The 21,268-nt window shown below is 59.2% G+C and carries 20 protein-coding genes; 9 read left to right on the top strand and 11 right to left on the bottom strand.

Annotated elements, in window-relative coordinates; all coding sequences use genetic code 11:
- Positions 1–17: 17 nt before the first annotated feature.
- From PSH94_RS12150 to PSH94_RS12130, 5 genes are all read left to right on the top strand, one after another.
- Entirely contained in the window at positions 18–557 is a 540-nt protein-coding gene (locus PSH94_RS12150) for a chemotaxis protein CheW (RefSeq protein WP_181079524.1), read from the top strand.
- Positions 558–566: 9 nt separating this feature from the next.
- On the top strand, positions 567–1,376 hold the full coding sequence (locus PSH94_RS12145; RefSeq protein WP_181079525.1) for a protein-glutamate O-methyltransferase CheR: 810 nt from the start codon (positions 567–569) through the stop codon (positions 1,374–1,376).
- Positions 1,373–1,906 carry a chemoreceptor glutamine deamidase CheD gene (gene cheD, locus PSH94_RS12140; RefSeq protein WP_181079526.1) on the top strand — a complete coding sequence of 178 codons (534 nt, stop codon included), beginning with the start codon at positions 1,373–1,375 and terminating at the stop codon, positions 1,904–1,906. Before PSH94_RS12145 ends, cheD begins: the two co-directional genes overlap by 4 nt.
- Entirely contained in the window at positions 1,869–2,951 is a 1,083-nt protein-coding gene (locus PSH94_RS12135) for a chemotaxis response regulator protein-glutamate methylesterase (protein ID WP_181079527.1), read from the top strand. Before cheD ends, PSH94_RS12135 begins: the two co-directional genes overlap by 38 nt.
- A 428-nt stretch (positions 2,952–3,379) precedes the next feature.
- On the top strand, positions 3,380–3,898 hold the full coding sequence (locus PSH94_RS12130; RefSeq protein WP_305437598.1) for an isochorismatase family protein: 519 nt from the start codon (positions 3,380–3,382) through the stop codon (positions 3,896–3,898).
- Positions 3,899–3,951: 53 nt separating this feature from the next.
- Here the strand turns inward: PSH94_RS12130 and PSH94_RS12125 are convergent, their stop codons facing one another.
- The 3 genes from PSH94_RS12125 to gabP form a co-directional block, all read right to left on the bottom strand.
- Positions 3,952–4,149 carry a hypothetical protein gene (locus tag PSH94_RS12125; protein ID WP_181079529.1) on the bottom strand — a complete coding sequence of 66 codons (198 nt, stop codon included), beginning with the start codon at positions 4,147–4,149 and terminating at the stop codon, positions 3,952–3,954.
- Positions 4,150–4,289: 140 nt separating this feature from the next.
- Positions 4,290–5,363 carry a GlxA family transcriptional regulator gene (locus tag PSH94_RS12120; RefSeq protein WP_181079530.1) on the bottom strand — a complete coding sequence of 358 codons (1,074 nt, stop codon included), beginning with the start codon at positions 5,361–5,363 and terminating at the stop codon, positions 4,290–4,292.
- The gene (gene gabP, locus PSH94_RS12115; protein WP_253507463.1) at positions 5,360–6,769 is read right to left on the bottom strand and encodes a GABA permease; all 1,410 of its coding nucleotides are present in this window, start codon (positions 6,767–6,769) and stop codon (positions 5,360–5,362) included. Before gabP ends, PSH94_RS12120 begins: the two co-directional genes overlap by 4 nt.
- A 296-nt stretch (positions 6,770–7,065) precedes the next feature.
- Here gabP and PSH94_RS12110 point away from each other — a divergent pair, with 296 nt between their 5' ends.
- The 3 genes from PSH94_RS12110 (at position 7,066) to PSH94_RS12100 (ending at position 11,315) form a co-directional block, all read left to right on the top strand.
- On the top strand, positions 7,066–7,317 hold the full coding sequence (locus PSH94_RS12110) for a hypothetical protein (protein WP_181079532.1): 252 nt from the start codon (positions 7,066–7,068) through the stop codon (positions 7,315–7,317).
- Positions 7,318–7,429: 112 nt separating this feature from the next.
- A complete protein-coding gene (locus tag PSH94_RS12105; protein WP_253507459.1) occupies positions 7,430–8,122 on the top strand; it encodes a DUF421 domain-containing protein in 693 nt (230 codons plus the stop codon).
- 697 nt (positions 8,123–8,819) lie between these two features.
- Positions 8,820–11,315 (top strand): ATP-binding protein, encoded by a 2,496-nt coding sequence (locus PSH94_RS12100; RefSeq protein WP_313629366.1) that lies wholly within the window; start codon positions 8,820–8,822, stop codon positions 11,313–11,315.
- A 49-nt stretch (positions 11,316–11,364) separates the two neighbouring features.
- Here the strand turns inward: PSH94_RS12100 and PSH94_RS12095 are convergent, their stop codons facing one another.
- The 5 genes from PSH94_RS12095 to PSH94_RS12075 all read right to left on the bottom strand — a co-directional run bounded on the left by PSH94_RS12095 (position 11,365) and on the right by PSH94_RS12075 (position 17,784).
- The gene (locus PSH94_RS12095; protein WP_266249272.1) at positions 11,365–11,637 is read right to left on the bottom strand and encodes a hypothetical protein; all 273 of its coding nucleotides are present in this window, start codon (positions 11,635–11,637) and stop codon (positions 11,365–11,367) included.
- Between the two features lie 1,118 nt (positions 11,638–12,755).
- Entirely contained in the window at positions 12,756–15,128 is a 2,373-nt protein-coding gene (locus PSH94_RS12090) for a hypothetical protein (RefSeq protein ID WP_305437596.1), read from the bottom strand.
- Between the two features lie 61 nt (positions 15,129–15,189).
- Complete coding sequence (locus tag PSH94_RS12085; RefSeq protein ID WP_123364913.1) at positions 15,190–15,939, bottom strand: ABC transporter permease; 750 nt, start codon at positions 15,937–15,939, stop codon at positions 15,190–15,192.
- 7 nt (positions 15,940–15,946) lie between these two features.
- Positions 15,947–16,948: an ABC transporter substrate-binding protein gene (locus PSH94_RS12080; RefSeq protein ID WP_123364912.1), complete on the bottom strand. Its 1,002-nt coding sequence runs from the start codon at positions 16,946–16,948 to the stop codon at positions 15,947–15,949.
- Entirely contained in the window at positions 16,945–17,784 is an 840-nt protein-coding gene (locus PSH94_RS12075; protein ID WP_123364911.1) for an ABC transporter ATP-binding protein, read from the bottom strand. The genes PSH94_RS12080 and PSH94_RS12075 overlap by 4 nt, the downstream gene beginning before the upstream one ends.
- Positions 17,785–17,920: 136 nt before the next feature.
- On the opposite strand from PSH94_RS12075, the gene PSH94_RS12070 reads away from it, so the two are divergent.
- Positions 17,921–18,664, top strand: a complete 744-nt coding sequence (locus tag PSH94_RS12070) for a GntR family transcriptional regulator (RefSeq protein WP_123364910.1) — start codon at positions 17,921–17,923, stop codon at positions 18,662–18,664.
- 80 nt (positions 18,665–18,744) lie between these two features.
- On the opposite strand, the gene PSH94_RS12065 is transcribed toward PSH94_RS12070, so the two are convergent.
- The 3 genes from PSH94_RS12065 to PSH94_RS12050 all read right to left on the bottom strand — a co-directional run bounded on the left by PSH94_RS12065 (position 18,745) and on the right by PSH94_RS12050 (position 21,063).
- Positions 18,745–20,127, bottom strand: a complete 1,383-nt coding sequence (locus PSH94_RS12065; protein ID WP_305437595.1) for an LLM class flavin-dependent oxidoreductase — start codon at positions 20,125–20,127, stop codon at positions 18,745–18,747.
- Between the two features lie 253 nt (positions 20,128–20,380).
- Positions 20,381–20,728, bottom strand: coding sequence for a hypothetical protein (locus PSH94_RS12055; protein WP_305437594.1), 348 nt, complete (start codon positions 20,726–20,728; stop codon positions 20,381–20,383).
- Positions 20,725–21,063 carry a hypothetical protein gene (locus PSH94_RS12050; protein WP_010211438.1) on the bottom strand — a complete coding sequence of 113 codons (339 nt, stop codon included), beginning with the start codon at positions 21,061–21,063 and terminating at the stop codon, positions 20,725–20,727. Before PSH94_RS12050 ends, PSH94_RS12055 begins: the two co-directional genes overlap by 4 nt.
- Positions 21,064–21,268 lie beyond the last annotated feature (205 nt).

Genomic DNA, 21,268 nt, shown 5'->3' with positions numbered 1-21,268 from the left:
TCACAGGGAGTAATGAGATGGGCGCAGTGATGACTACCCGCCAGGCCGCCGTCGCGGTCGACGAGGATGCGCAATACCTGACTTTTATGCTCGGTGGCGAGATGTTCGCCATCGGCATTCTGGGGATCAAGGAAATAATCGAGTACGGCAGCCTGACCGTGGTGCCAATGATGCCGACCTTCGTGCGCGGCGTGATCAACCTGCGCGGCGCGGTGGTGCCGGTGGTGGACCTGTCGGCACGCTTTGGCCGCCCCAACTCTGAGATCACCCGCCGCTCGTGCGTAATCATCATCGAAGCCAGCACCGATGACGGCCTGCCCCAGGATATCGGGTTGCTGGTGGATACCGTGTCCGCCGTGCAGGAAATCCCGGCCACCCAGATCGAGCCACCGCCCAGCTTCGGCGCGCGGATTCGTGCGGACTTCATCAGCGGCATGGCCAAGGTCGAGGGCAAGTTTGTGATTGTGCTGGAGGTGGACAAGGTGCTGTCCATCGATGAGATGTCCAACCTCGCCGAGGCCGGCCAGGTGCCAGCCCTCGACTTCGACCCAAGGTGAGGCGCGATCATGCCGGATACCACCCCGCTCGATGACCGCGAGTTCGGCCAGTTTCAATCCTGGCTGTACCGCGCGGCCGGTATCAACCTGTCACCGGCCAAGAAGGCTCTGGTGGCCGGCCGCCTGTTCAAACGGCTCAAGCACTATGAACTCAAGAGCTATGGCGAGTACTTCAAGCTGATCATGAGCGATCAGCGTAAGAGCGAGCTGCAAGTAGCGCTGGACCTGCTGACCACCAACGAAACCTATTTTTTTCGCGAACCCAAGCACTTCGATTTCCTGCGCCAGCAGGTGCTGCCCAAGGCCGCGCCCGGCAAAGTGTTCAGGGTGTGGAGCGCGGCCAGTTCCTCGGGTGAAGAACCCTACAGCCTGGCGATGACTCTGGCCGAAAGCCTGGGTACCACACCGTGGGAAGTCGTCGGTTCGGACATCAGTACCCAGGTGCTGGCCAAGGCACGAAACGGGCACTACTCCATGGAACGCGCCGCCAACCTGCCCCAGCCACTGCTGGTCAAGTACTGCCTCAAGGGCATCGGTCGCCAGGACGGTACGTTCCTGATCGACAAACCGTTGCGCAGCCGGGTCAATTTCGTTCAGGTCAACCTCAACGAACCCCTGCCCGGCCTGGGCGAGTTCGATGTGATCTTTCTGCGCAACGTGATGATCTATTTCGACCAGCCAACCAAGACCCAGGTGGTGGCGCGCCTGTTGCCGCAGCTCAAACCCGGCGGCTATTTCATCATCAGCCACTCCGAAAGCCTCAACGGCGTCAATGACACGTTGAAGCTGGTGGCGCCGTCGATCTATCGCAAGCCATGAAAAAGCCCGCCAATGCCGCCGAGGTGGTACTCGCCCCTGGCCAAGTCAGCTTTGCCACCTGCCCGACGCGGTTGCGCACCTTGCTCGGCTCCTGCGTGGCGTTCACGTTCTGGCACCCCCAGCGGCGCATCGGCGGCATGTGTCATTTCATGCTGCCGGCGCGCAACCGCACGGACCAGCCACTGGATGGCAAGTACGCTGACGAAGCGCTCGAACTGTTGCTGCGCCACGCCCGCGCCAACGGTACACGGCCGCAGGATTACCAGGTCAAAGTGTTCGGCGGCGGCGAGATGTTCCCCGAGCAGCCGCGCCAACGGCCGGCCCACAACGTGGCCAACCTGAATATCCGCGCCGCATTGGCCCTGGCCGAACGTCACCACCTGCACCTGACGGCCCAGGACATGGGCAGTACCGGTTATCGCACGATCATGTTCGACCTGTGGAACGGCAACGTCTGGGTCCGGCACCAACCAATGGGAACACTCGAAAAACATGCCTACCAAAAAAATCAGCGTGCTGCTGGTCGATGACTCGGCCGTGGTACGCCAGGTGCTGCTGGCGATTTTCAATGACACGCCGGACATCCACGTCATGGGCGCCGCCTCCGATCCGATTTTCGCCATGGACAAGCTTGCCCGCGAATGGCCGGACGTGATCGTGCTGGACGTGGAGATGCCGCGCATGGACGGCATCACCTTTCTGCGCAAAATCATGAGCGAGCGCCCCACGCCGGTGGTGATCTGTTCATCGCTGACCCAGAAAGGCGCGGAAACCTCTCTGCAGGCGTTGTCGGCCGGCGCGGTGGATATCATCACCAAGCCCACCACGGGCCTGAAAAACTTCCTGATTGAATCCGGCCCCGAGTTGGTAGCGGCGATTCGTGCGGCGGCCAATTCCAACGTCAAGAACCTGGGCAAGCGCATCGCCAGGCCGACACCGGCACCCGCCCCCGCCGGCAAGCTCACAGCCGATGCGATCCTGCCCGCCGCCAACGGCCAGGCCATGGCGCAGACCACCGAGCGCATCGTCGCCATCGGTACGTCCACGGGCGGCACCCAGGCCCTGGAAGCGGTGCTCACGGCGCTGCCGAGGGTGTGCCCGGGCATGGTGATCGTGCAGCACATGCCTGAGAAGTTCACCGCTTCCTTCGCCGAACGCCTCAACGGCGTGTGCCAGATCGAAGTGCGTGAAGCGCGCAACAACGACCGTATTCTCCCGGGCCTGGCCTTGATTGCCCCCGGCGGCAAACACCTGATGGTCACCCGCAGCGGCGCCTACTATCACGCTCAGGTGATTGACGGGCCGCTGGTCAACCGCCATCGGCCGTCGGTGGATGTGCTGTTTCGCTCGGTGGCCAAATTCGCCGGCAAGAACGCCACGGGCATCATCATGACCGGCATGGGCGACGACGGCGCCCGCGGCCTCAAGGAAATGCTTGATGCCGGCGCCGCCACGGTAGCCCAGGACGAGGCCAGCTGCGTGGTGTTCGGCATGCCCAAGGAAGCCATCAAGCTCAACGCCGCCCAGCGCATCATGGCGTTGCAGGATATTCACCAGGCGATTTTGCACAAGTAAGGCCGGCCGGCTGCGACGGCGCGCAATCGCAGCGCAAAACGTGATGCCGAGGCATAGCCGCAGGCGCCGGCTACTTCACCGACCGGGTATGGCCGCGAGCAACTGATCCCAAGCCTGCGAGGTGTGCGTGTCCAGCGGTACGCACGGATCGGTGGTTGATACGCTGCGAGCTGAGGATCAGTTGGTTGAGCTGCTCTGTTGCGTCGGTGCAATCAGCCGAATCATGGCTTGTCAGCGTGTGCCTGTGTTGCTAGTGTCGTTTTATGACAAATTATTACCTCACCTCGACCACCCCTACCACGACCGCTGAAAGCGGCGCGTACGAGGTGTCGTGAGCGTATAGCCAACGAACTTCAAAGGCCCGCCAGCAATGGACAGGGCCTTTTTTGTGCCTTGTGTTGCTGGTGTTAATGCAAGGAGCTGCACCCATGTATGCACTGTTGGTACTCGATATCCAAGTCGGCCTGGTTCACGGGCCGGAAAAACCCTGGCGTTGCGGCATATTGCTGGACACCCTGAACAGCCTGATGGAGCAAGCTCGCCGCGCGGGCGCTCCGATTTTTCTCGCTCGCCACGTCGGACCTGCGGAGTCGCCGATGGCGCCGGACAACCCGCTCACGAGGCTGGCACCGGAGCTGATACTTTCAGGTGCAGAGGTGGTTTTTGAAAAACAGCGGCCCAACGCCTTTGTCCAGACCGACCTGGCGGACAATTTGCGCGCTCACGGCGCTACGGGCGTAGTGATTACAGGCATGAAAACTCAGTATTGCGTCGACAGCACGTGCCGCGCCACGCGTGATCTTGGATTCGATGCGGTGCTCATCGCTGACGGGCACACCTGCTCGGACACAGCAGCGATGCAGGCCAGGGACATCGTAGCCCACCACAATGCAACATTGCATGGGCCGTTCTGCCAGGTGATCAATGCTGAGGATTGGCGCTTCTAGACAGCGATAGCCATTGCGGGGAGCAAGCGGGCGCCCTCCCCGCACATGACACATCAGTTGTCCGGGTGCTCACTGGCAACCGAATCAGCCGCGTCGACATCCGACATGTCCTCCTCCAGCGGAGCCTCGTCATCCGGTGGCAATGGCACTGCGTCGTCGCCCTTACGCGGGTCGTGCCCGGTCTCGTTGTCGGTGCCCCGCGTCACGGCCTGCTGTGAAAGATTGCCCGGTGCGTTCTCATCGATTTCCATGCTGGTTCTCCGTTGATGACTGAGCCACGGAATATCCGCGCCTACCCATCAGAGGCGGCATGCAACGGCGAGTGCCGGGCTCTGGACGAACGGTGCAAAGCCTCGTGAACGCCAAGGTTGGTGAGGCAAAAAGCGCTGATTCAGCCTTTGAGGTTTCTCACGCTGCCAAAGGTCGCCTCGGTGCGCGCGTGCTCCAACACACTCATGGGCATCGGCGTGCGCGTGACGCTGATGACCGGCTTTTGCACGATCGCTCGTTCAGGGTTCGCCAGACGTTCATCGCTGGGCGGTACGCCGAAATACTCTCGATAACATTTGGAAAAGTGCGGTGTGGACACAAAGCCACAGAGCAACGCCAGCTCGACGATTGAGATCGGCGTCTGCTTGAGCAACTGGCGAGCCCGAATCAACCGCAGCCGCAGGTAATAGCGTGAGGGTGAGCAGTGCAAATACTTCTGGAACATGCGCTCAAGCTGTCGACGGGAAAGGTCTACATACTGCGCAAGATGGTCCAGCTCGAGCGGCTCCTCCAGATTCGCCTCCATCAGCGTCACGATTTCCTGCAACTTGGGTTGCTGGGTGCCCAGCATGTGCTTGAGGGGGATGCGCTGATGGTCTTGCTCATTGCGCATGCGCTCGTAGACGAACATGTCCGAAATCGCCGCTGAGAGTTCGTACCCGTGATCGAGGCCGATCAGTTGCAGCATCATGTCCATCGGCGCGGTTCCGCCGGAACTGGTGAGCCGATCCCGGTCGAGGGTAAACAGGCTCGGGCTGACGGTCACGCGCGGAAAAGCCTCTTGCATGGCCGCCAACCATTCCCAGTGGACGCTGCATTCGAAACCGTCCAACAGTCCCGCTCGAGCCAATACCCAACTGCCGGTACAAATGCCGCCCAGGCGTTTGGCGTAGCGCGCTTGTGTGCGCAGCCACTTGACCAGCTCGGGGGTCACCGTGTTTTGAATGCCCGTGCCGCCGCACACAAGAACGCTGTCGGCCGACGGCGCGGTGCCGACGGCACTGTCGGGCGTGATAGGCACGCCATCGCTGGCCCAAATGGGCGCGCCATCAATACTGGCGGTGTACCAACGATAGAGCTCCTGCCCCGACAGTTGGTTGGCCATGCGCAGCGGCTCTACCGCAGACGCCAATGAGATCAGCGTGAACTGATCCAGCAGCACAAACAGGACGCAGGTAACAGGCCGCGCGCTCATGGTGGCGACACCACGGGCAGCGCCCCGCCTACTGGCGCAGCTTGGCGTGCAGTGACCACACCCACCAGCGCAATCAGCAACGCCAGCCCGATCGTAGATGACACCTCAAGGCGATGCTCGGGCGTCAACAGCATCACGCCCAGCGCAGCGCAGATGAATGCGATGACCAGCCAGGTGAGCCACGGAAACAGCCACATTTTGAACGTCAGTGTGACCTTGCGACGCTGCATGACCTTGCGCATACGCAGTTGCGAAACGGCGATGACCAGGTACACCAACAACGCGATAGCTCCGGAACTGGCCAACAGAAACTGGAACAGCCCGGCCGGCATGAAGTAGCTGAGCAACGTCACGCCAGCCCCCAGCACGGTGCTGGCGATCACTGCGGCCCTGGGCACACTGGCTGCGGACGTGCGTTTCATCAGCGTCGGCGCATCCCCGCGCTTGCCCAAGGAATACAACATGCGCGAAGCGATGTAGATGGAAGAGTTCATGCAACTGGCCACGGCGATCAGCACCACCCCATCCACCAGCAATTTGGCGTGGGGAATATTCATCAATTCCAGCGCCCGTTGATAGGAACCTACCGAAGCCAGCAGCGGGTCATTCCACGGCACGACGGAAATCACCACGAAGATCGACAGCACATAGAACACGCCGATTCGCCACATCACCGAACGGGTGGCGCGGGCAATGTTCTGCGCGGGATTATCGGACTCCGCCGCCGCGATGGTGACGGCTTCCGTCCCGATAAAGCTGAACATGATGGTAATGAACGCGCCGACCACTGCTGAAAGGCCATTGGGCGCGAAACCGCCATGTTCTTGCATCAATCGACTCAAACCGCTGGCTTCGTGCTCTGGAATCCAGCCCATCAATACCGCGCCTCCGAGACCGATAAAGCCGATGATTGCGACGACCTTGGCCATGGCAAACCAGAACTCGAATTCGCCGTACTTGGAGACACTGAACAAATTGGTGACCACCAACAGAAAGATCGACAACAAGGCGAACAGCCAAGCGTCGATCTGCGGGAACCACTGGTTCAAAATATGCCCGGCGGCCAGGGCTTCGATGGGGATTACCAACACCCAGAACCACCAGTACAGCCAACCGATCGTAAACCCGGCCCAGCGGCCGATGGCCTGGTCGGCATAGGTGGAGAAAGAGCCAGTGTCCGGGTTGGCCACCGCCATTTCCCCCAGCATGCGCATGACCAGCACTACCAACAGGCCGGAAAAGAAATACGCCAGCATCACCGCCGGGCCCGCAGCCGCGATTGCATGCCCGGACCCTACGAACAACCCAGCGCCGATAATGCCTGCAATGGAGAGCATGGTGACATGCCGCGGCTTGAAGCCTTGCGCCAGCTGGCCGTTCGAATCCTTGGAACTCAGGCTATTCATCGTTTTTTTTATTCTCTGTGATCGACATTCAGACGTGCTGACCAGAAGGTCAGGCGATCATCATTTCTCAATGACGGGTCACAGTACGCGGCCGGTCGCCACTTAAAACAGCCTCATTGCGTCATCCGATCGCCTGATAGCGACACCGAAATCCTACCGGCACCTTTCCTGACCGGGTCGAGTTGGATCCAAATTATTGGAACGCCGGCGTCTTTCAGGAATCTTCTAGAGCAGAGGGCGCAAAGCTCCATGAGAAGGCTTAAAGCCAGCAAGACCTTGTGTGTGGAGTATGAAAAATGGTCGATTTCAACAAAGAACTGCCCGCCGCGGTGAGCCGCCAGGTGGACAAAATCATGGCTGAAATTCAAAAGGCAGGATCAATGATCATGGCGGTGAAGGCCGGAGCGCGGGCCAATGGTTTAGTTATCGGCTTGCTGTGTTCGGGCAGCATTACCGATGAGACGGCGCAAGCGTTGCAGTCGGCGTTCGATGCGGCGACCGAAAAGAAGCTCAAGGAACTGTCCGTATGGTCCGCGCCTCAGCATTGAGCATTGATCGGAGTATCAGCCTACCCCCATTGCCTTGGCTCGACATAGCTGAGGCGATCAGCCCCGCCTCGTGCACAACGGCTCGCGGTCTATCTATAACCCTGAGGTAAACATGTCGCCCTTCGATATTCAGCGAATGTTATTGGATGAGTTCCCGCTGTCGTTTTTGCTGGAGGTTGTACTTCGAGCAGCGTTTGCCTTCCTGGCTGTTTTTCTATTTTTGAAGTCCAGCGGCCGTCGAGGAATCCGGCAGTTATCGCTTTTTGAACTCGTGGTTATCTTGACGCTGGGCTCGGCCGCCGGCGATGTATCTTTTTATCACGACGTGCCGCTGTTACCCGTTGCAGTGGTATTTCTCACCCTCCTGGTTCTATATCGCATGACCGTCCTGATCATGACAAAGAGCAAGCGATTCGAGTCATGGATTGACGGCGTGCCCGTAACGGTCATTAAAAACGGCCTTTATGAATTAAAGTCCTTGGAGCAGGTGAACATATCATCGAGTGAGTTATTGATGGAGTTACGGCAGCAGGGTGTAGAGCACTTGGGGCAAGTCAGGCTGGGGCTTGTCGAAACGGATGGGGACATCAGTCTGTATTTTTATGAACCGCAGGATATACAACCAGGATTATCTGTACTGCCCCTTGAACACCGCACCGAATACCACATCGCTCCCGCGTCAGCGCTGTATTGCTGCGTAAATTGTGGTCTGCCGCGCGATCTCCAGCAGGGGCAACACGCTCGTTGCGTGCGATGCGATAAAGAAGTGTGGTCAACGGCCTTGACCACGCGACGTTGTCGATAAGTGACTCTGGTCGCCAACTGACAGCCACACCCGCGAAAAAAAGCCCGCACAATGTGCGGGCGAAACAGGAGTTGGACTTAGAGTCTGCCCGTACCAACAGGCATACAGTCTTAGAAAATAAAGAGTGTTCATCAGATCCATTTTTCTCCAAGAGTGCCGACGAGCGGCACCGTTAAAGGGAAGCGACAAACTTGTACAAATCATCCATATAAGTATAAGAAAATATTCTGAACCTTCGATTTTGAATCAAGAACAAAGGTGTTTTAGAAGGAGCTAAAATGCCGAACTTGTTATACATCATCGAATAAGCAAACCACTGGCTGAGCGCTATGGCATCGAAAACGTAAAGTGGCGTATCTCAGGCGATGTGCCCTTTATACCGAAGCCATACGTGCCGTCTTAGGTGTGCAGCAGAAGCAGACCGATGACTACCGGTCGCCTGCTCGCACCACGGTGGTGCTTGAAACATGCTTTTCTGAGAAACTGAAACCCGACCGCGCCGAAAGAAACACCTGCGCTGCCATACTGCTTTCTTCACCTTCAATTTGAATCAGACCGTGGATGACGACTCCATGGCCATTGGGAGATCCATTTGCTGAATATTCCGGTGGATCTTATCGATGATGACCGCTTGTCCCATGTGCTCAATGCCAGCGAGCGGCTGGCCAGGGCAGCCTCGGTAGACGAAGTCGTCAGCGTGCTGCGGGACACCGCCCGTGCCACGGTTGGCGCCGAAGGCGTGGCGGTAATCATCGAGAACGAAGGCCGCTGCGCTTACGTGGCTGAAGATGCGGTGTCTCCGCTTTGGCAGGGCCAGAGCTTTCCAGCCGATCACTGCATCTCAGGGTGGTCAATGCGTCACCGCGAGACGGTTGCGATCCGTGACGTTCGGCTCGATCCACGCATTCCGCAGGACGCTTATGCGCCCACCTTTGTGCGCAGCCTGGTGATGGTGCCCATCGGCAGGCCGGTTCCGATTGCGGCGTTGGGCGCTTACTGGTCAGACGTCAGCGACCACGACCCCGATACGATCAAACGGCTGGAAAGCCTGGCGCGACTGGCAACGATCGCCATCGAGAATGCGCGTTTGACCCAGGCGCGTAATCGCGGCGAGGCCCTTGGGGCCACACAAAATCGAATTCTCGAACTGGCGGTAGCGCAAACGCCCTTGGACCTCACGCTGGATGCGATCGTCCACGAGGTACAAATGCTGTCCCCCTCGGGTTTGCGCGGAAGCATCCTGCTCCTGGATGAAACCAGCGAGCACCTGGAATACTGCGCAGGCCCGACCCTGCCGGACGCGTTCAAAGCCGCCGTTACAGGCCTTGGCGTCGCCGCGCAAGTGCGCCACCAGGACGCTGAGACCGCCATGGCCGACATCACGAACGATGCGCACTGGGCTGCGTTTCGCGATTTGGCCCTCCAGCAGCGCCTTCACGTTTGCTGGTCAACCCCGATCTGCTCGGCGCAAGGCGTCCTGCTGGGCGCTTTTGTGTTGTATCACCACGAGCTGCGCAAGCCGTTAGCCGCCGATATCGAGATCATCGACTTCGTGGTTCAGACGGTAGGGCTGGTGGTTCATCGCGCCCGCGCGGATTCGGCGATCCGTATCAGCGAGGCGAGATTGCGCCTGGCGGTCGATCACGCCGATGTGGGTTTCTGGGATGTGGATTTCGTTCAGAACACGCTGGTGTGGCCGTCACAGACCAAGGCCATGTTCGGCATCTCGCCCGACGTGCCGGTCACGCTGCAGGACTTCTATGACGGGCTGCACCCCGAGGATCGTGAAGCAACGATTGAAGCCTTCACGGCCGCCGTTGACCCTGAGCGTCGGGCGCTCTACGAGGTCGATTACCGTACGATTGGCCGGGAGGACGGCATCGTTCGCTGGGTCGCGGCCAAGGGTCGGGGCGTGTTCGATGCGGCTGGCCTGTGTTTGCGCGTAACCGGCACGGTGGTTGAAATCACCGCCCGCAAGGCGGCCGAGGAAAAGCTACGCGAGCTTAACGCCTCGCTTGAAGAACGCATCGCACAAGCCATCGCCGAACGGGAAGAAGCCCAAAAGGCGCTGCGCCAAAGCCAGAAGATGGAAGCCATGGGGCAGCTTACCGGCGGTGTCGCCCATGACTTCAATAACCTGCTTACGCCGATTGTCGGCACACTCGACATGCTCCAGCGACGAGGCGTGGGCGGCGAGCGAGAGCAGCGGCTTATAGGCGGTGCAATGCAGTCGGCGGAACGCGCCAGGACGCTCGTGCAGCGCCTGCTTGCCTTTGCTCGCCGGCAACCGCTTCAGACGGCTCCGGTCGACGTGGCGAAGTTGATAAGCGATATGGCTGATCTGGTGGCCAGCACGACCGGGCCTCAGATCAAGGTGGTCGTCGATGCTCCGGCAAACCTGCCTGCGGCCATCGCCGATCAGAACCAACTCGAGATGGCCCTGCTCAACCTGTCCGTGAACGCGCGCGATGCGATGCTCGCCGGCGGGACGATGCGCATATCCGCCAGCACCGCCTCAGTCGGCGAAGGGCACCGGGCGAAGCTGGCGCCAGGCGAATACCTGTGTTTGTCCGTCGCGGACACCGGCACGGGCATGGACGCCGCGACACTCGCCCGGGCGGTGGAGCCGTTCTTCTCCACCAAGGGCGTGGGCAAAGGAACGGGCCTTGGTCTTTCAATGGTGCATGGCCTGGCATCACAGTTGAACGGCGCACTCACGATTCAGAGCTCGCCGGGCCTGGGAACGAATGTGGAGCTGTGGTTGCCGCGCAGCATGAGTGAGCCGGCAGCGACTCTGCGCATTGCCGAAGCGCCGGAGCCGCAATTGACGCACGCAATCGCGCTGCTGGTCGATGATGAAGAATTGGTACGCGCCAGCACCGCTTACATGCTGGCAGAGCTGGGCTATCGCGTGATCGAGGCCGCGTCGGGCGAGGAAGCCATGCAACTGATGGCCACCGGTGAGCCCTTTGACCTTCTCGTCACAGACCATCTCATGCCGGGCATCAATGGCACCGATCTGGCCAGGGTGGTCCGCACCTCCAGGCCTGGAACCGCGATCCTGCTCGTCTCCGGCTACGCCGAGCGCGAGGGGCTTGACCCGGATCTGCCACGGCTTACCAAACCCTTTCGCAAGAATGAACTCGCGGCAAGCCTCTCGCGACTGCGTGGTGAGTCGCGGGATGAGCACTGACAGCCCATTCTGGAAGATGATTTGTTTCACGCAGAGCGATTTGAATCGCTCAGCAAATGGCGGTGCCTTCCGTCGCGCCATGAATAGAGCGCCCCTGAGCACCGAAGCATTCGCCAGCGCGCATTTCGGTGATGTCCATAACGTACGCGCGAAACTCCCAAAGGAGCTGGAAGTAGCTCAAGCCGCGTTCGGCGTCCGGCAAGCTGTCAAACTGCTCTGCAAACTGCGGATGACGGCATAGGCGCCTGTTGCCTTGAATGTCGGCAGCTTCGCTGTAGAACATCTCGCCTTGCGAATTAATGAGTCGAAGCATCCATTTCATACACACCTCCCCGTCGTAGTGACATCCTGCCTGCGGCATATTTCTAGCGCAGATGATGATGAATTGCCACTACGCGGCCGACCACCGGATTGATATCCGATAAGCGGTGCTCGAAGTACGGCAGGCCCTTGCAATCCGCCTGATGCCTACGTTGCCTGGTGCATTTTCGTAGACATAGGAACCGCCCCCCTGGGTCTCAAAAACCTGGCCCATTCCGTGTGGGCGTTGTCATAGCGTGCATTCGCCTTATCCCACTGCGCCCCGCAGGTTTCTCCCGACACCACGAGCATCATGAGCTCAGTGACGGCTGCATCCATTGCGAGCAGGTATTTGTGCGCTTCGAATCGAAAGTCTTCAGTGTTGTCCATGGCTCCGGGCACCCGTGCGAAACATGAGCCGTTGACATTTATTTGTACAAAAAATTCAGTTTTGTACAAGATAAGCAGCGGCTGGCCGCAAGCGATCGAGTTGACCCTGGACCGCTGGCAGATGAGCGCCCAGGGGCAACCGCTTTGAGGGCTGGTTCCGAGGGATCAGTCAGGGCAGACGACCGCGGTGAGGACCGAAAAATACATCCGCAAACGAATAGGAAAAAAGGTCACCCAACTAGGTGAGTTGCGGAGCAACATTTGAAATTGCGGAGCGCAAACAAAAAAGGACCTGCCTGATTAATCACGAAAATCCTTGATTTAGATGGTCGAAGCCGGAATCGAACCTTCCTCTTTGTCGCTGAAAATAAAGGAAATTTTTAAGTTCGAAAATTTCTGTACCTCTATGTGTACCCTCACTGGGCTTCCAATGGTACGACTGGAACGCAGTGGGGCACCGCGTAGAGGAAAATATCCCGGGTGTTTTTTCGCTCCTCGCGGAGTTCAGTCAAACTCCATGGAGCAATATTTGGAGCGGGAAACGAGACTCGCATCTGGCGTCCTACCTGGTTCTACCCGTAGCCAATCGAACTAACGACCAGCAAGCTGGCAGTGGCAATTGCGCGGGCTCAACAGAAGATGAGTTCCCAGCGAAAAGGCGTCCCAACCTCCCCCATTCCTCCGTCAACTCACTACTGACGAAATCGGCCACCGCAGTATCCAACGACGGTATTTTCCTCGACTACGACATTAGGTAAGCGTCAGGAACAACGCCGACGTCCAGACCCGTGACTGATCCCGCTGACGTGCGCAGATGAACAGCGGATGCTCACGGCCAGGTTGCAGCTTGAGTTGCGCCAGCTCGATCTTTCCTTGCAACTCGCGAGGGAGCGGCGCAGCGGTGGTTCTTTCAAGGGAGACTTTCAACTCGGCGCCCGGCAATTCTTCAACCACTTGGGATTGCGCCAGCAGTTCTTCACCGGACAGTTCCATCAGTACGGTCGGCGCGTGCACGTAGGGTTGCGGCTCAGCCGGGTCGCCGACCTTGATGTAGTTGTTGATGCGGCTGTGGATCTGCAACGTCGCGCCGGCCAATTGCGACAGGTCGATCTCGATGCTGTCGGTGTCGCCGTTGGTGTCGGTACGAAACGCCAGGACCGTTGCATCCTTGCGCCAGACGGTTTGCTCGGGGTGATCCAGACCCAGGGCACGAAAGCCATTGATGACGGCCCCGGTCACGCGAATTTCGCCGGTCCAGTAAGCGCCGCGATAGCGGTCCTTGATCCGCGCACCACCGAGACGCAGACGAATGCGCTGGGCGGAAAACCCTAACTCCTGGTGCAGGTTGCGCGACCAGATCAGCTTGTCGCCATCGAACAGATCGACCTGCTCCCAGCCCGCTTCGCCCAGCAGTCGATAATCCAGCGTGGCATTCGAATCGGCGCTGAAGACTTCCCCCATAAAGTGTTGGCCCTGGCGCAGGCTGGCAAACGAACGCTCGCCGGTGGTGGCAAAGGTGCGACGGGCGCGAAGTGCCTTGCCGACACTGGCGCGGTCGAACGCCTCAGCGACCACACCGGTCAGTCCGCCTCGAGAGCCGAACACCGCCGTGGCCGGCACCCCGCCGCCGCAACGGCCCTGATGCTCATCACTGTTGGCCGCGGCACCGACGCGATAACCCCGCTGAAGCGCTTCGGCGTAGACCCAATGGAATTGGCCCCAGGCCGAGCCGACTTCAATCAACCGTTCCAGCTCCGGGTGATGCCAGTCGAGGTTGCAACGGCGCCCACCGACGTGGGGCATCATCAGATGGCCTTCGGGGTCCTTGGCATACGCTGCATACAACTCGTCCACCGGCCAGGCGCCGGGTTTGATGGTGCCGGCAGTGAACTCATTCCACTCAAAAGAGCGCACCAGCCGCCCTTGATTGTCGAAAGGAAACTCGGGCTTTCGATCGTGCAGGAACACCACATTGCGGTCGCCGCCGGCACAGGAGTTACCGCACCATTCGGTGCCGGGATAACACACAAAACGGCCCGGTTCGTTGAGTTCGTGAATCAGATTGACCGCCTGATCCCAACGTTGCTCGGTGATATTGAAATCATTGGCGGTGTAACCGAGGACATCGAGGCCGGCGACATCGCGGCCGTAGCTGAGGTTGTACAAGGTGTCGTTGGTGCCCACGGTGTCATCCGAGTGCACATGCAAGTCCGCGTAGAGCGGACGCAATGTCGTTCCTGCCGGGTCGACGCTGACGAAAGCCTGGGTGCCACATACGAAAGGCGCCTCCACTTGCGCCGACAATCGCCACTCGCCTACCGCACCGAGCTCAAAACCTTCGAGCCGGGCAGTGGCCCAACCTTCAGTTGCCAAAGTGAAGGGTTGTTGCCGCTCGCCCCCTTCAGGATCAACGAGGGTCAGGACACCCTTGAGCGGCAAGTTGCGGCAGGTGTTGCCCCAGGCGTCATCCACCCTGAGCAGAACGTCGAACGCCTCACCGGCGCTGACCAGTCGAGGAACAATCAGCTGCACGCTCTGCGCCGCTCCCGGCACGATGTTCAGCAAGGGATCGCCCGGCACTTCGGCAAATTTCGAGCTGCCCAACGGGTCGATGAACATCCGGAAACGGAAGTCCTTCTCAACGAAACTCTGTACCCGTGTCCCCGCGCCACCCTGACGACGATCGCCCAGGCGAATGGTGATTTTGTCCCCGGGATTCAGGTAACCGTCGACGATGTCGATGATGATCGCTTTCTGAAACGGCCGCTCATGGCCCTTCTGGTCGAAGCGCACTTTCAAGTGTTGCACCGTGGCCTGACTCTGGCCGGGCGCCAGTTCGCCCGCCTGATATTCGGCGCTAACGTAGTTGGGCCCGGCCGGATTCGAAGTCTGGAACAGTGCCCAGTCGGAGTAGAACTTGAAGGCCAGTTTCAACCAGGCGCCATCCGCCAGACCACTGCCGCCGACCTCATATACGAGGGTGATTTCATCCCATTGCCCGGCAATCAACGTGTCTCGGTCACAGTCGATGCTGCCCAGGAACGGGCGTTTTTTGTTACGTTCGTAGAGGCCTTGCGGGGCAATGTAATGCCCGGCTTCGCGGGGATCGAAAACGTTACTCACATGACACCTCGTGCAGTGGTCAACTGAAGGTTTGAAAGGGATCGAAGACAAAGGACGATGCTTACTGCACGCGCCATTTCTGGTAGTGACGCTCGATGCGCCGGAACACGAAACTCTCCATCAGCCAGGCAATCAGGCCGATCAGTACGATGCCGAGCAACACCTGACTGCTGTTACCGATCTGTCCGCCCGTGGACACCATCCAGCCAATGCCTTGGGACGCACCGATCATTTCCGCCGCGACCAATGCCCGCCAGCCCTGGCTGAAACCGATGCGTATGGCCGCCGTCACGAAAGGTAGTGACGCCGGCAAATAGACATGTGCCAGCAATTGCCAGGTATTGGCACCCAAGGTTCGTGCGGCGCGAACTTCGCCACCGCGAATGCTCTGCACACCCTCCTGAATCGTCACTGCCATGGGGAACACCGCGGCAATGAAAATCACCAGCACAATCGAGACATACCCCAGGCCGAAAATGATCATGATCAGCGGCGCCCAGGCGATCGGCGGGATCGCCATGAACAGGCTATTGAGCGGCGAGATGAAATCGCGAAAGCGTGATGACAGGCCACCGGCCGTGCCCAACAAAATCGCAATAATCACTGCGGCGCAGAAGCCGCCGACCTCTTCAAGGACACTCGCCCTGAGGTGCTGCCACAGCGAACTATCGCTGAGCCAGCGCACAGCCTCGCGGGCGACATCCCATGGCTGCGGCAGGATATAAGTGGGAAAACGACTCGCCAGGGCGATCCAGATCAACAGCAGGAACGGCAGCGAAGCCCATCCCCAATTCGGTTTTGGCAAGGACATAACAGACTCAGCGCGAGGCTTTTTGCAGGTAGGAGGTGTCCACGATCTGCTCGGTCTTGAGCGTGGTATCGATAAAACCGAGGTCGTGGGAGTAATTCATCAGGCGCTGGATGAATTGAATATCCGAAGCCTGCAAGTCCGCCGACCAACCCAGTCGGGTCCGCGCCTGGGCGACGATGGTTTCTGGCGCGATGGTCTTGCCGTCAGCGCCTTGCACCGCTTCAAGCTTGAACGCCTCGGCGATTATGCGATTCGACTCGTCGGGATGCTCATTGAGGAACGCTATGGCCTTGCGGTGCGCACGCAGCAACTTGACCACGTCGTCCGGGCGCTCCTGCAAGGTTTTGGGTAGCGCGATCACTACGTACCACGGGTAATTCGGCAGCGCCTGGTTGACGTCGAGCAAAATCCGGCTCGCCCCCCGCAGCAACGACTGGCTGACAAAGGGCTCCCAGGAAAACGCCGCATCGACAATGCCTCGCTCCAGCGCCGCGTTCATGTTGCCGGGGGGCATGTCGATGATGTCCAGGTCCTTGTCAGGATTGAGCCCGGCCTTTTCTTTCAGCACATAACCGCGCAGCAGGACGTCCATGCCACTGCCCTTCTTGACCCCGGCGAGTTTTTTGCCCTTGAGTTGATCCAAGCTGGCAATCGGACTCTTGGCATCGACAATCACCGCCGCCTGGCCGTAATTGACCTTGGCCAGAATCCGGCTTTGCAGCCCTCGGGAGAACCATTGGTAAACCGGTGGCGTGCCGACATAGGCCACATCCAGCTCATTGGCGGCCAACGCCTGCTGGATAACCGGGCCATCGCCCAAGGCCTTAAGATCGACATTCAAGCCTTCCTCGCGGTAGTAACCTTGTTTGTCGGCGATCAGCGCCGGGGCATTGGCCATGGCGAAGACATAACCCACACGCAGGGGCTTTTCCTCAGTGGCGACGGCAAATGTGCTGCTTGCCAGGGCGGCAACAGACAATGAAAGGGCAAGCAGCGAACGTTTGATCATGCGGTTAACTCGGGTTGTCGGGTGGTGTGGGGAGTGGCTGCGGACACTTCCATGACATGGGAAATGCGCTCCATCAGCTCATTGCGGTAATCGAGAAAGGCCGGCAAGCGGCGGGTGTTCAGGTTGGAGCGAGGGCGTGGTAGATGAATACTCAGTTCGCTATGGATACCGCCCGGGGCGATGTTGAGCACGATCACCCTATCCGCCAGGAACACCGCCTCGTCGATATCGTGGGTGATGAACAGCACCGTCTGGCCCAGCTCGGCCCAGATGCGCAGGGTCTCTTCATTCATGCTGTTGCGGCTGATGGCATCGAGCGCGGCGAAGGGCTCGTCCATCAGCAACACGCTGGGCTCCAGGGCCAGGGTCCTGGCCAGGGAAACCCGCTGCTGCATACCGCCAGAAAGCTGATGCGGCAATCGATGCGCCGCGTTCTCCAGACCGACCAGGCGCAGGTACTGCAACGCTTGAGAGCGCTGTTGCGCCTCGCTGAGTTGCGCCGTCATCCGCAGGCCAAAGCGGACGTTTTCCAGAGCGCTCAACCAGGGAAACAACTGCGGCGCCTGAAACACATAACCCAGTTCCGAACGCTCCGGCTTCACCGCTGTCTGGTTGATGCTGATCTGACCGCTCTGGGGTTGCTGAAAACCGGATAACAAGTTCAACAAGGTGGTTTTGCCGCAGCCCGACGGCCCCAGAATCGCAACGAATTCGCCAGGCCGGGCGTTCAGGCTGAAAGCAGAAAACACCCGATGCCCGTTGGTGTAGCTGAAGCTGATGTCATCGACCGTCAGCGCGTCGGCTTGCTGCTGCAGGTAGGCGTTTGTTTTGAGCATGGCAAGTGTCGTCAGGTCGTTTACAATGGGAATGCCTGACATAATACGTATTAATACAAGTTGTCCCAATAACCTATTTTTATAACCTTAGAAGTGACGGCGCACCGCCCCACTCCAAGGACCCTGGAAGCCGACCGTGTCCACGTCCATTCTGCGCGACAGCACCACCTCGCTTTACGAACAGATCGCCCATCGATTGCTGGAAGAAATTCAGCGCGGTGACTTTGAACCCACCGGCAAATTGCCGTCGGAAGCGGAGCTGGGCCAACGCTTTGGGGTCAGCCGCGTCACGGTGCGCCTGGCGGTGGGCAAGCTCAGCGATGACGGCGTGGTGGAGCGCAAGCAAGGCAAAGGCACCTTCGTGGCGGCCAAGCAGGTTCGCCACGGCCTGGATGCATTGCGCAGCTTTCACGAAGCCTTGTTGCTGCAAGGTCTAAAACCGAGCATGCGGGTCATCAGCCATGCACTGCAGCCAGTCCCGGAGGCATTGCGTGGATTGTTTGAAGCAGCGGACGATTGCCTGCTGCTGGAGCGACTGCACTTTGTCGATGACGAACCCATCGCACTCGGGCGCAGCTATTTGCCGGCGGAGCTGGCCAGCGTGGTGTGGACTGATGTCGAGCACCAACCGATCTACTCCATTCTGGAGTCGATCACCGGCATGGCGGTCACCCGTGCCGATCTGGCGATCCGCGCTCAAGAAGCGGACAAAAGACTGGCCAGTGCCTTGCACATCAAACGCGGCGCGGCGCTGTTGGTCATGGAACGTACCTCGTACTTCGCTGACGGCCGCTGCTGCGACCGCACGACGTTTTTCATCCGACCTGAACGCTACGCCTTCGTCCTCAGCGGTGTATTCAAATCCACAAGCGGCCGTTAGAACGACCGTTTGTGCACGGAGATCAATTACGCCTTCCCGACTGAATGGTCACCGGACGCATAAGGCGTAGTTCTACCGCCCTAGAGGTCACTGTCGAAACGGAACGACGCGCCATAAGCTGACGCTGGCAAATGGCTGGAACCGTCACCCCGTAACCGCGAACGAAAGGTACCGCTTTGCGGTTGGCTGCGGAATAGGCCACGTTTTTGCAGTTCAGGGATGACCAGCTCGACGAAGTCTTCAAGACTGCCAGGGCTGATCAATGGATTGAGCATGTAGCCGCTGGTGCCTGAAATGCGTGCGTGCTCTTCGATGCGCTCGGCCACCTGTTGCGGGGTGCCTACGAGGATTAGATCGCTCCCTCGGGTAACGTTGGCAAAGCGCTGTTTGACGTCGCCCGCGGTCAACGGTTTGCCACTGCCATCGGGACGCATCACATAAGAGGTCATGCCTTCCGTGTGGGTTGAAAGCGCGTCGCTGTCGGCGTAGCGGCTGATATCTATGCCGGTGTCGCCGGCGTAGCTCACCAATTGCGCCTGCAAGTGATAGTTGCTTTGCAGCTCATCATATTTGCGCTGAGCTTCGATCTCGGTCTTGGCTGTGACGATACGCAGCACTGTTAAAGACTTCACATCCTCGGGCTGACGACCACGAGCCTGAGCCTGGGCCCAGATTTCTTCCAGCCCCTGACGAATTTCCAGTGGGTTGGATTTGGCGATGAAGATAAGTTCTGCGTGCTTGGCCGCGAACTCCCGGCCACGCCCTGACCAGCCGGCCTGGATCAGTAAAGGTGTGCGCTGGGGCGATGGCGAGGTCAAGTGCGGCCCGGCCACCCGGTAATGCTCACCCACGTGGTTGATTGGCCGTACACGATCACCCCGCGCGTAGAGCTGGCGAGCCTTGTCCGCGACCACGGCGTCGCCGGCCCAACTACCTTCCCAGAGTTTGTAGACCACATCGAGGAACTCTTCAGCGCGCTCGTAGCGATCATCGTGCTTGATCATCTGTTCCTGCCCGAAGTTGCGGGCGGCACTGGACAGGTATGAGGTGACGATGTTCCAGCCCACTCGGCCATTGGTCAGGTGATCCAGCGTGCTGAAGCGTCGGGCATGGGTAAAAGGATGTTCGTAGCTGGTGGTCACGGTGAGGCCAAAGGCCAGGTTTTCCGTCACGGCCGCCAATGCAGGAATGATCATAAGCGGGTCATTGGCGGGTGCTTCCACGGCCCATTTCATCGCCGCATCGGCGTTGCCACCAAATACGTCGTAGAAACCCAGGACATCACCAAAAAAAAGCATGTCAAGGTGAGCCTGGTCGGCAATGCGCGCCAGGTTCGACCAATAGCCCAAAGAATTGACGGCTAGTCGTTCGTCAGCCGGGTGCGTCCAAAGGCTTGGCGCACCGCCACAGCCCACACTGGCTTGCTCATAGAGCGCAAACAAAAGAGGTTTTGGATCGGACATCGTGGTTCCTGTAAATAAAGTCATTAAACGGGGCGGATCACCGCTGAGGGCAAAGCCCCTTGTTCGAAAAAACTGACGGAAAAAAAACGCCACAGAATCGGGTCAGTGGCGCTTGTATTGTTCAACCCGGAAACGCTGTTGCCTGTTCAAAGAGAGCAGGCACTGCCACCGTGCTTTTCAAGGTATCGCTGCTGAGTTTCATCCGCCTTTTGGAATTCACCCAAGGGAAGAATGACCGTCGCCACCGGTCTCTTCAGCTGACCGGAAGCGTCCAGGCGTTGCCAGGTGCCTTGTTACAGTTCAGGCAGTGCTCGCAGTTCAGCGTCCGGCACAGCCAGACCTTCACCCGCTGCCAGTACGTGACCATGAAGATATGCCGTGCACCGGCCAGGGCCAGAGCGACATGCAGCGTCAGTCCGGCGGTAGTTGGGCCGAAGAAGATGTTCTGGCTGCGCACCATCACGACAAAACCGGTGATGGCGATCGTCGAGTAGATCAGCTTCCCAAGGATGCCGTCCCTCACCTTCCCGCTCAGTACGCACCAGGCTGCCCACAGCGCGATAAGGCCGCAGGCGATGGAGTTGATCAGTTCAAGATTCATGGTGGATTGCCTCCCCCGAACCGCTGGCGAATTAGCGCCCAGAGGTCAGCGGCTTTGATGGCTCGGTTGATTGCTGCCAGGAGCGAGCCGCCGAACGTACCCAGGAGAAAACCAATCCCGGCGACTATTTTGGGCTCCGTGACATTCAGGTAGGCGCTGACCATGCTCGTCAGGTACAGCGAGCAGGCAACCCCGGTGATCAAGAACACCATCCAGGCGCGCCAGTCAGACAAGTCGTCCTTGTGCCACCAGCTCGCAACGACAGCCCCAATCAGGCCCGCAATCAGCAATTCGAACCTGTCGATCTTGTCGAGCAGGCGCTGTAGATACTCCATGCGCTCGACTCCGTGGGGCATGTTTGGGAATTGAATCGGCTCCAGCAGCACTCCCTGCTCAGAGCGAAGGGTGTGGTGGGGCCGAAAACGAAAAGGCCTCGCACGATGGCGAGGCCCTGAATAGGTCTCCCATCAGCGTGACAAGTCAGAGGCTCTGAGGGCTTCGGGAAATTTAGGCAATAAAAAACCCGGCGCGGTGGCGGGT

The sequence above is a fragment of the Pseudomonas sp. FP2254 genome (assembly GCF_030687695.1).
Taxonomy (GTDB): domain Bacteria; phylum Pseudomonadota; class Gammaproteobacteria; order Pseudomonadales; family Pseudomonadaceae; genus Aquipseudomonas; species Aquipseudomonas quebecensis.
This window is presented reverse-complemented; position numbering and strand designations above follow the sequence as displayed.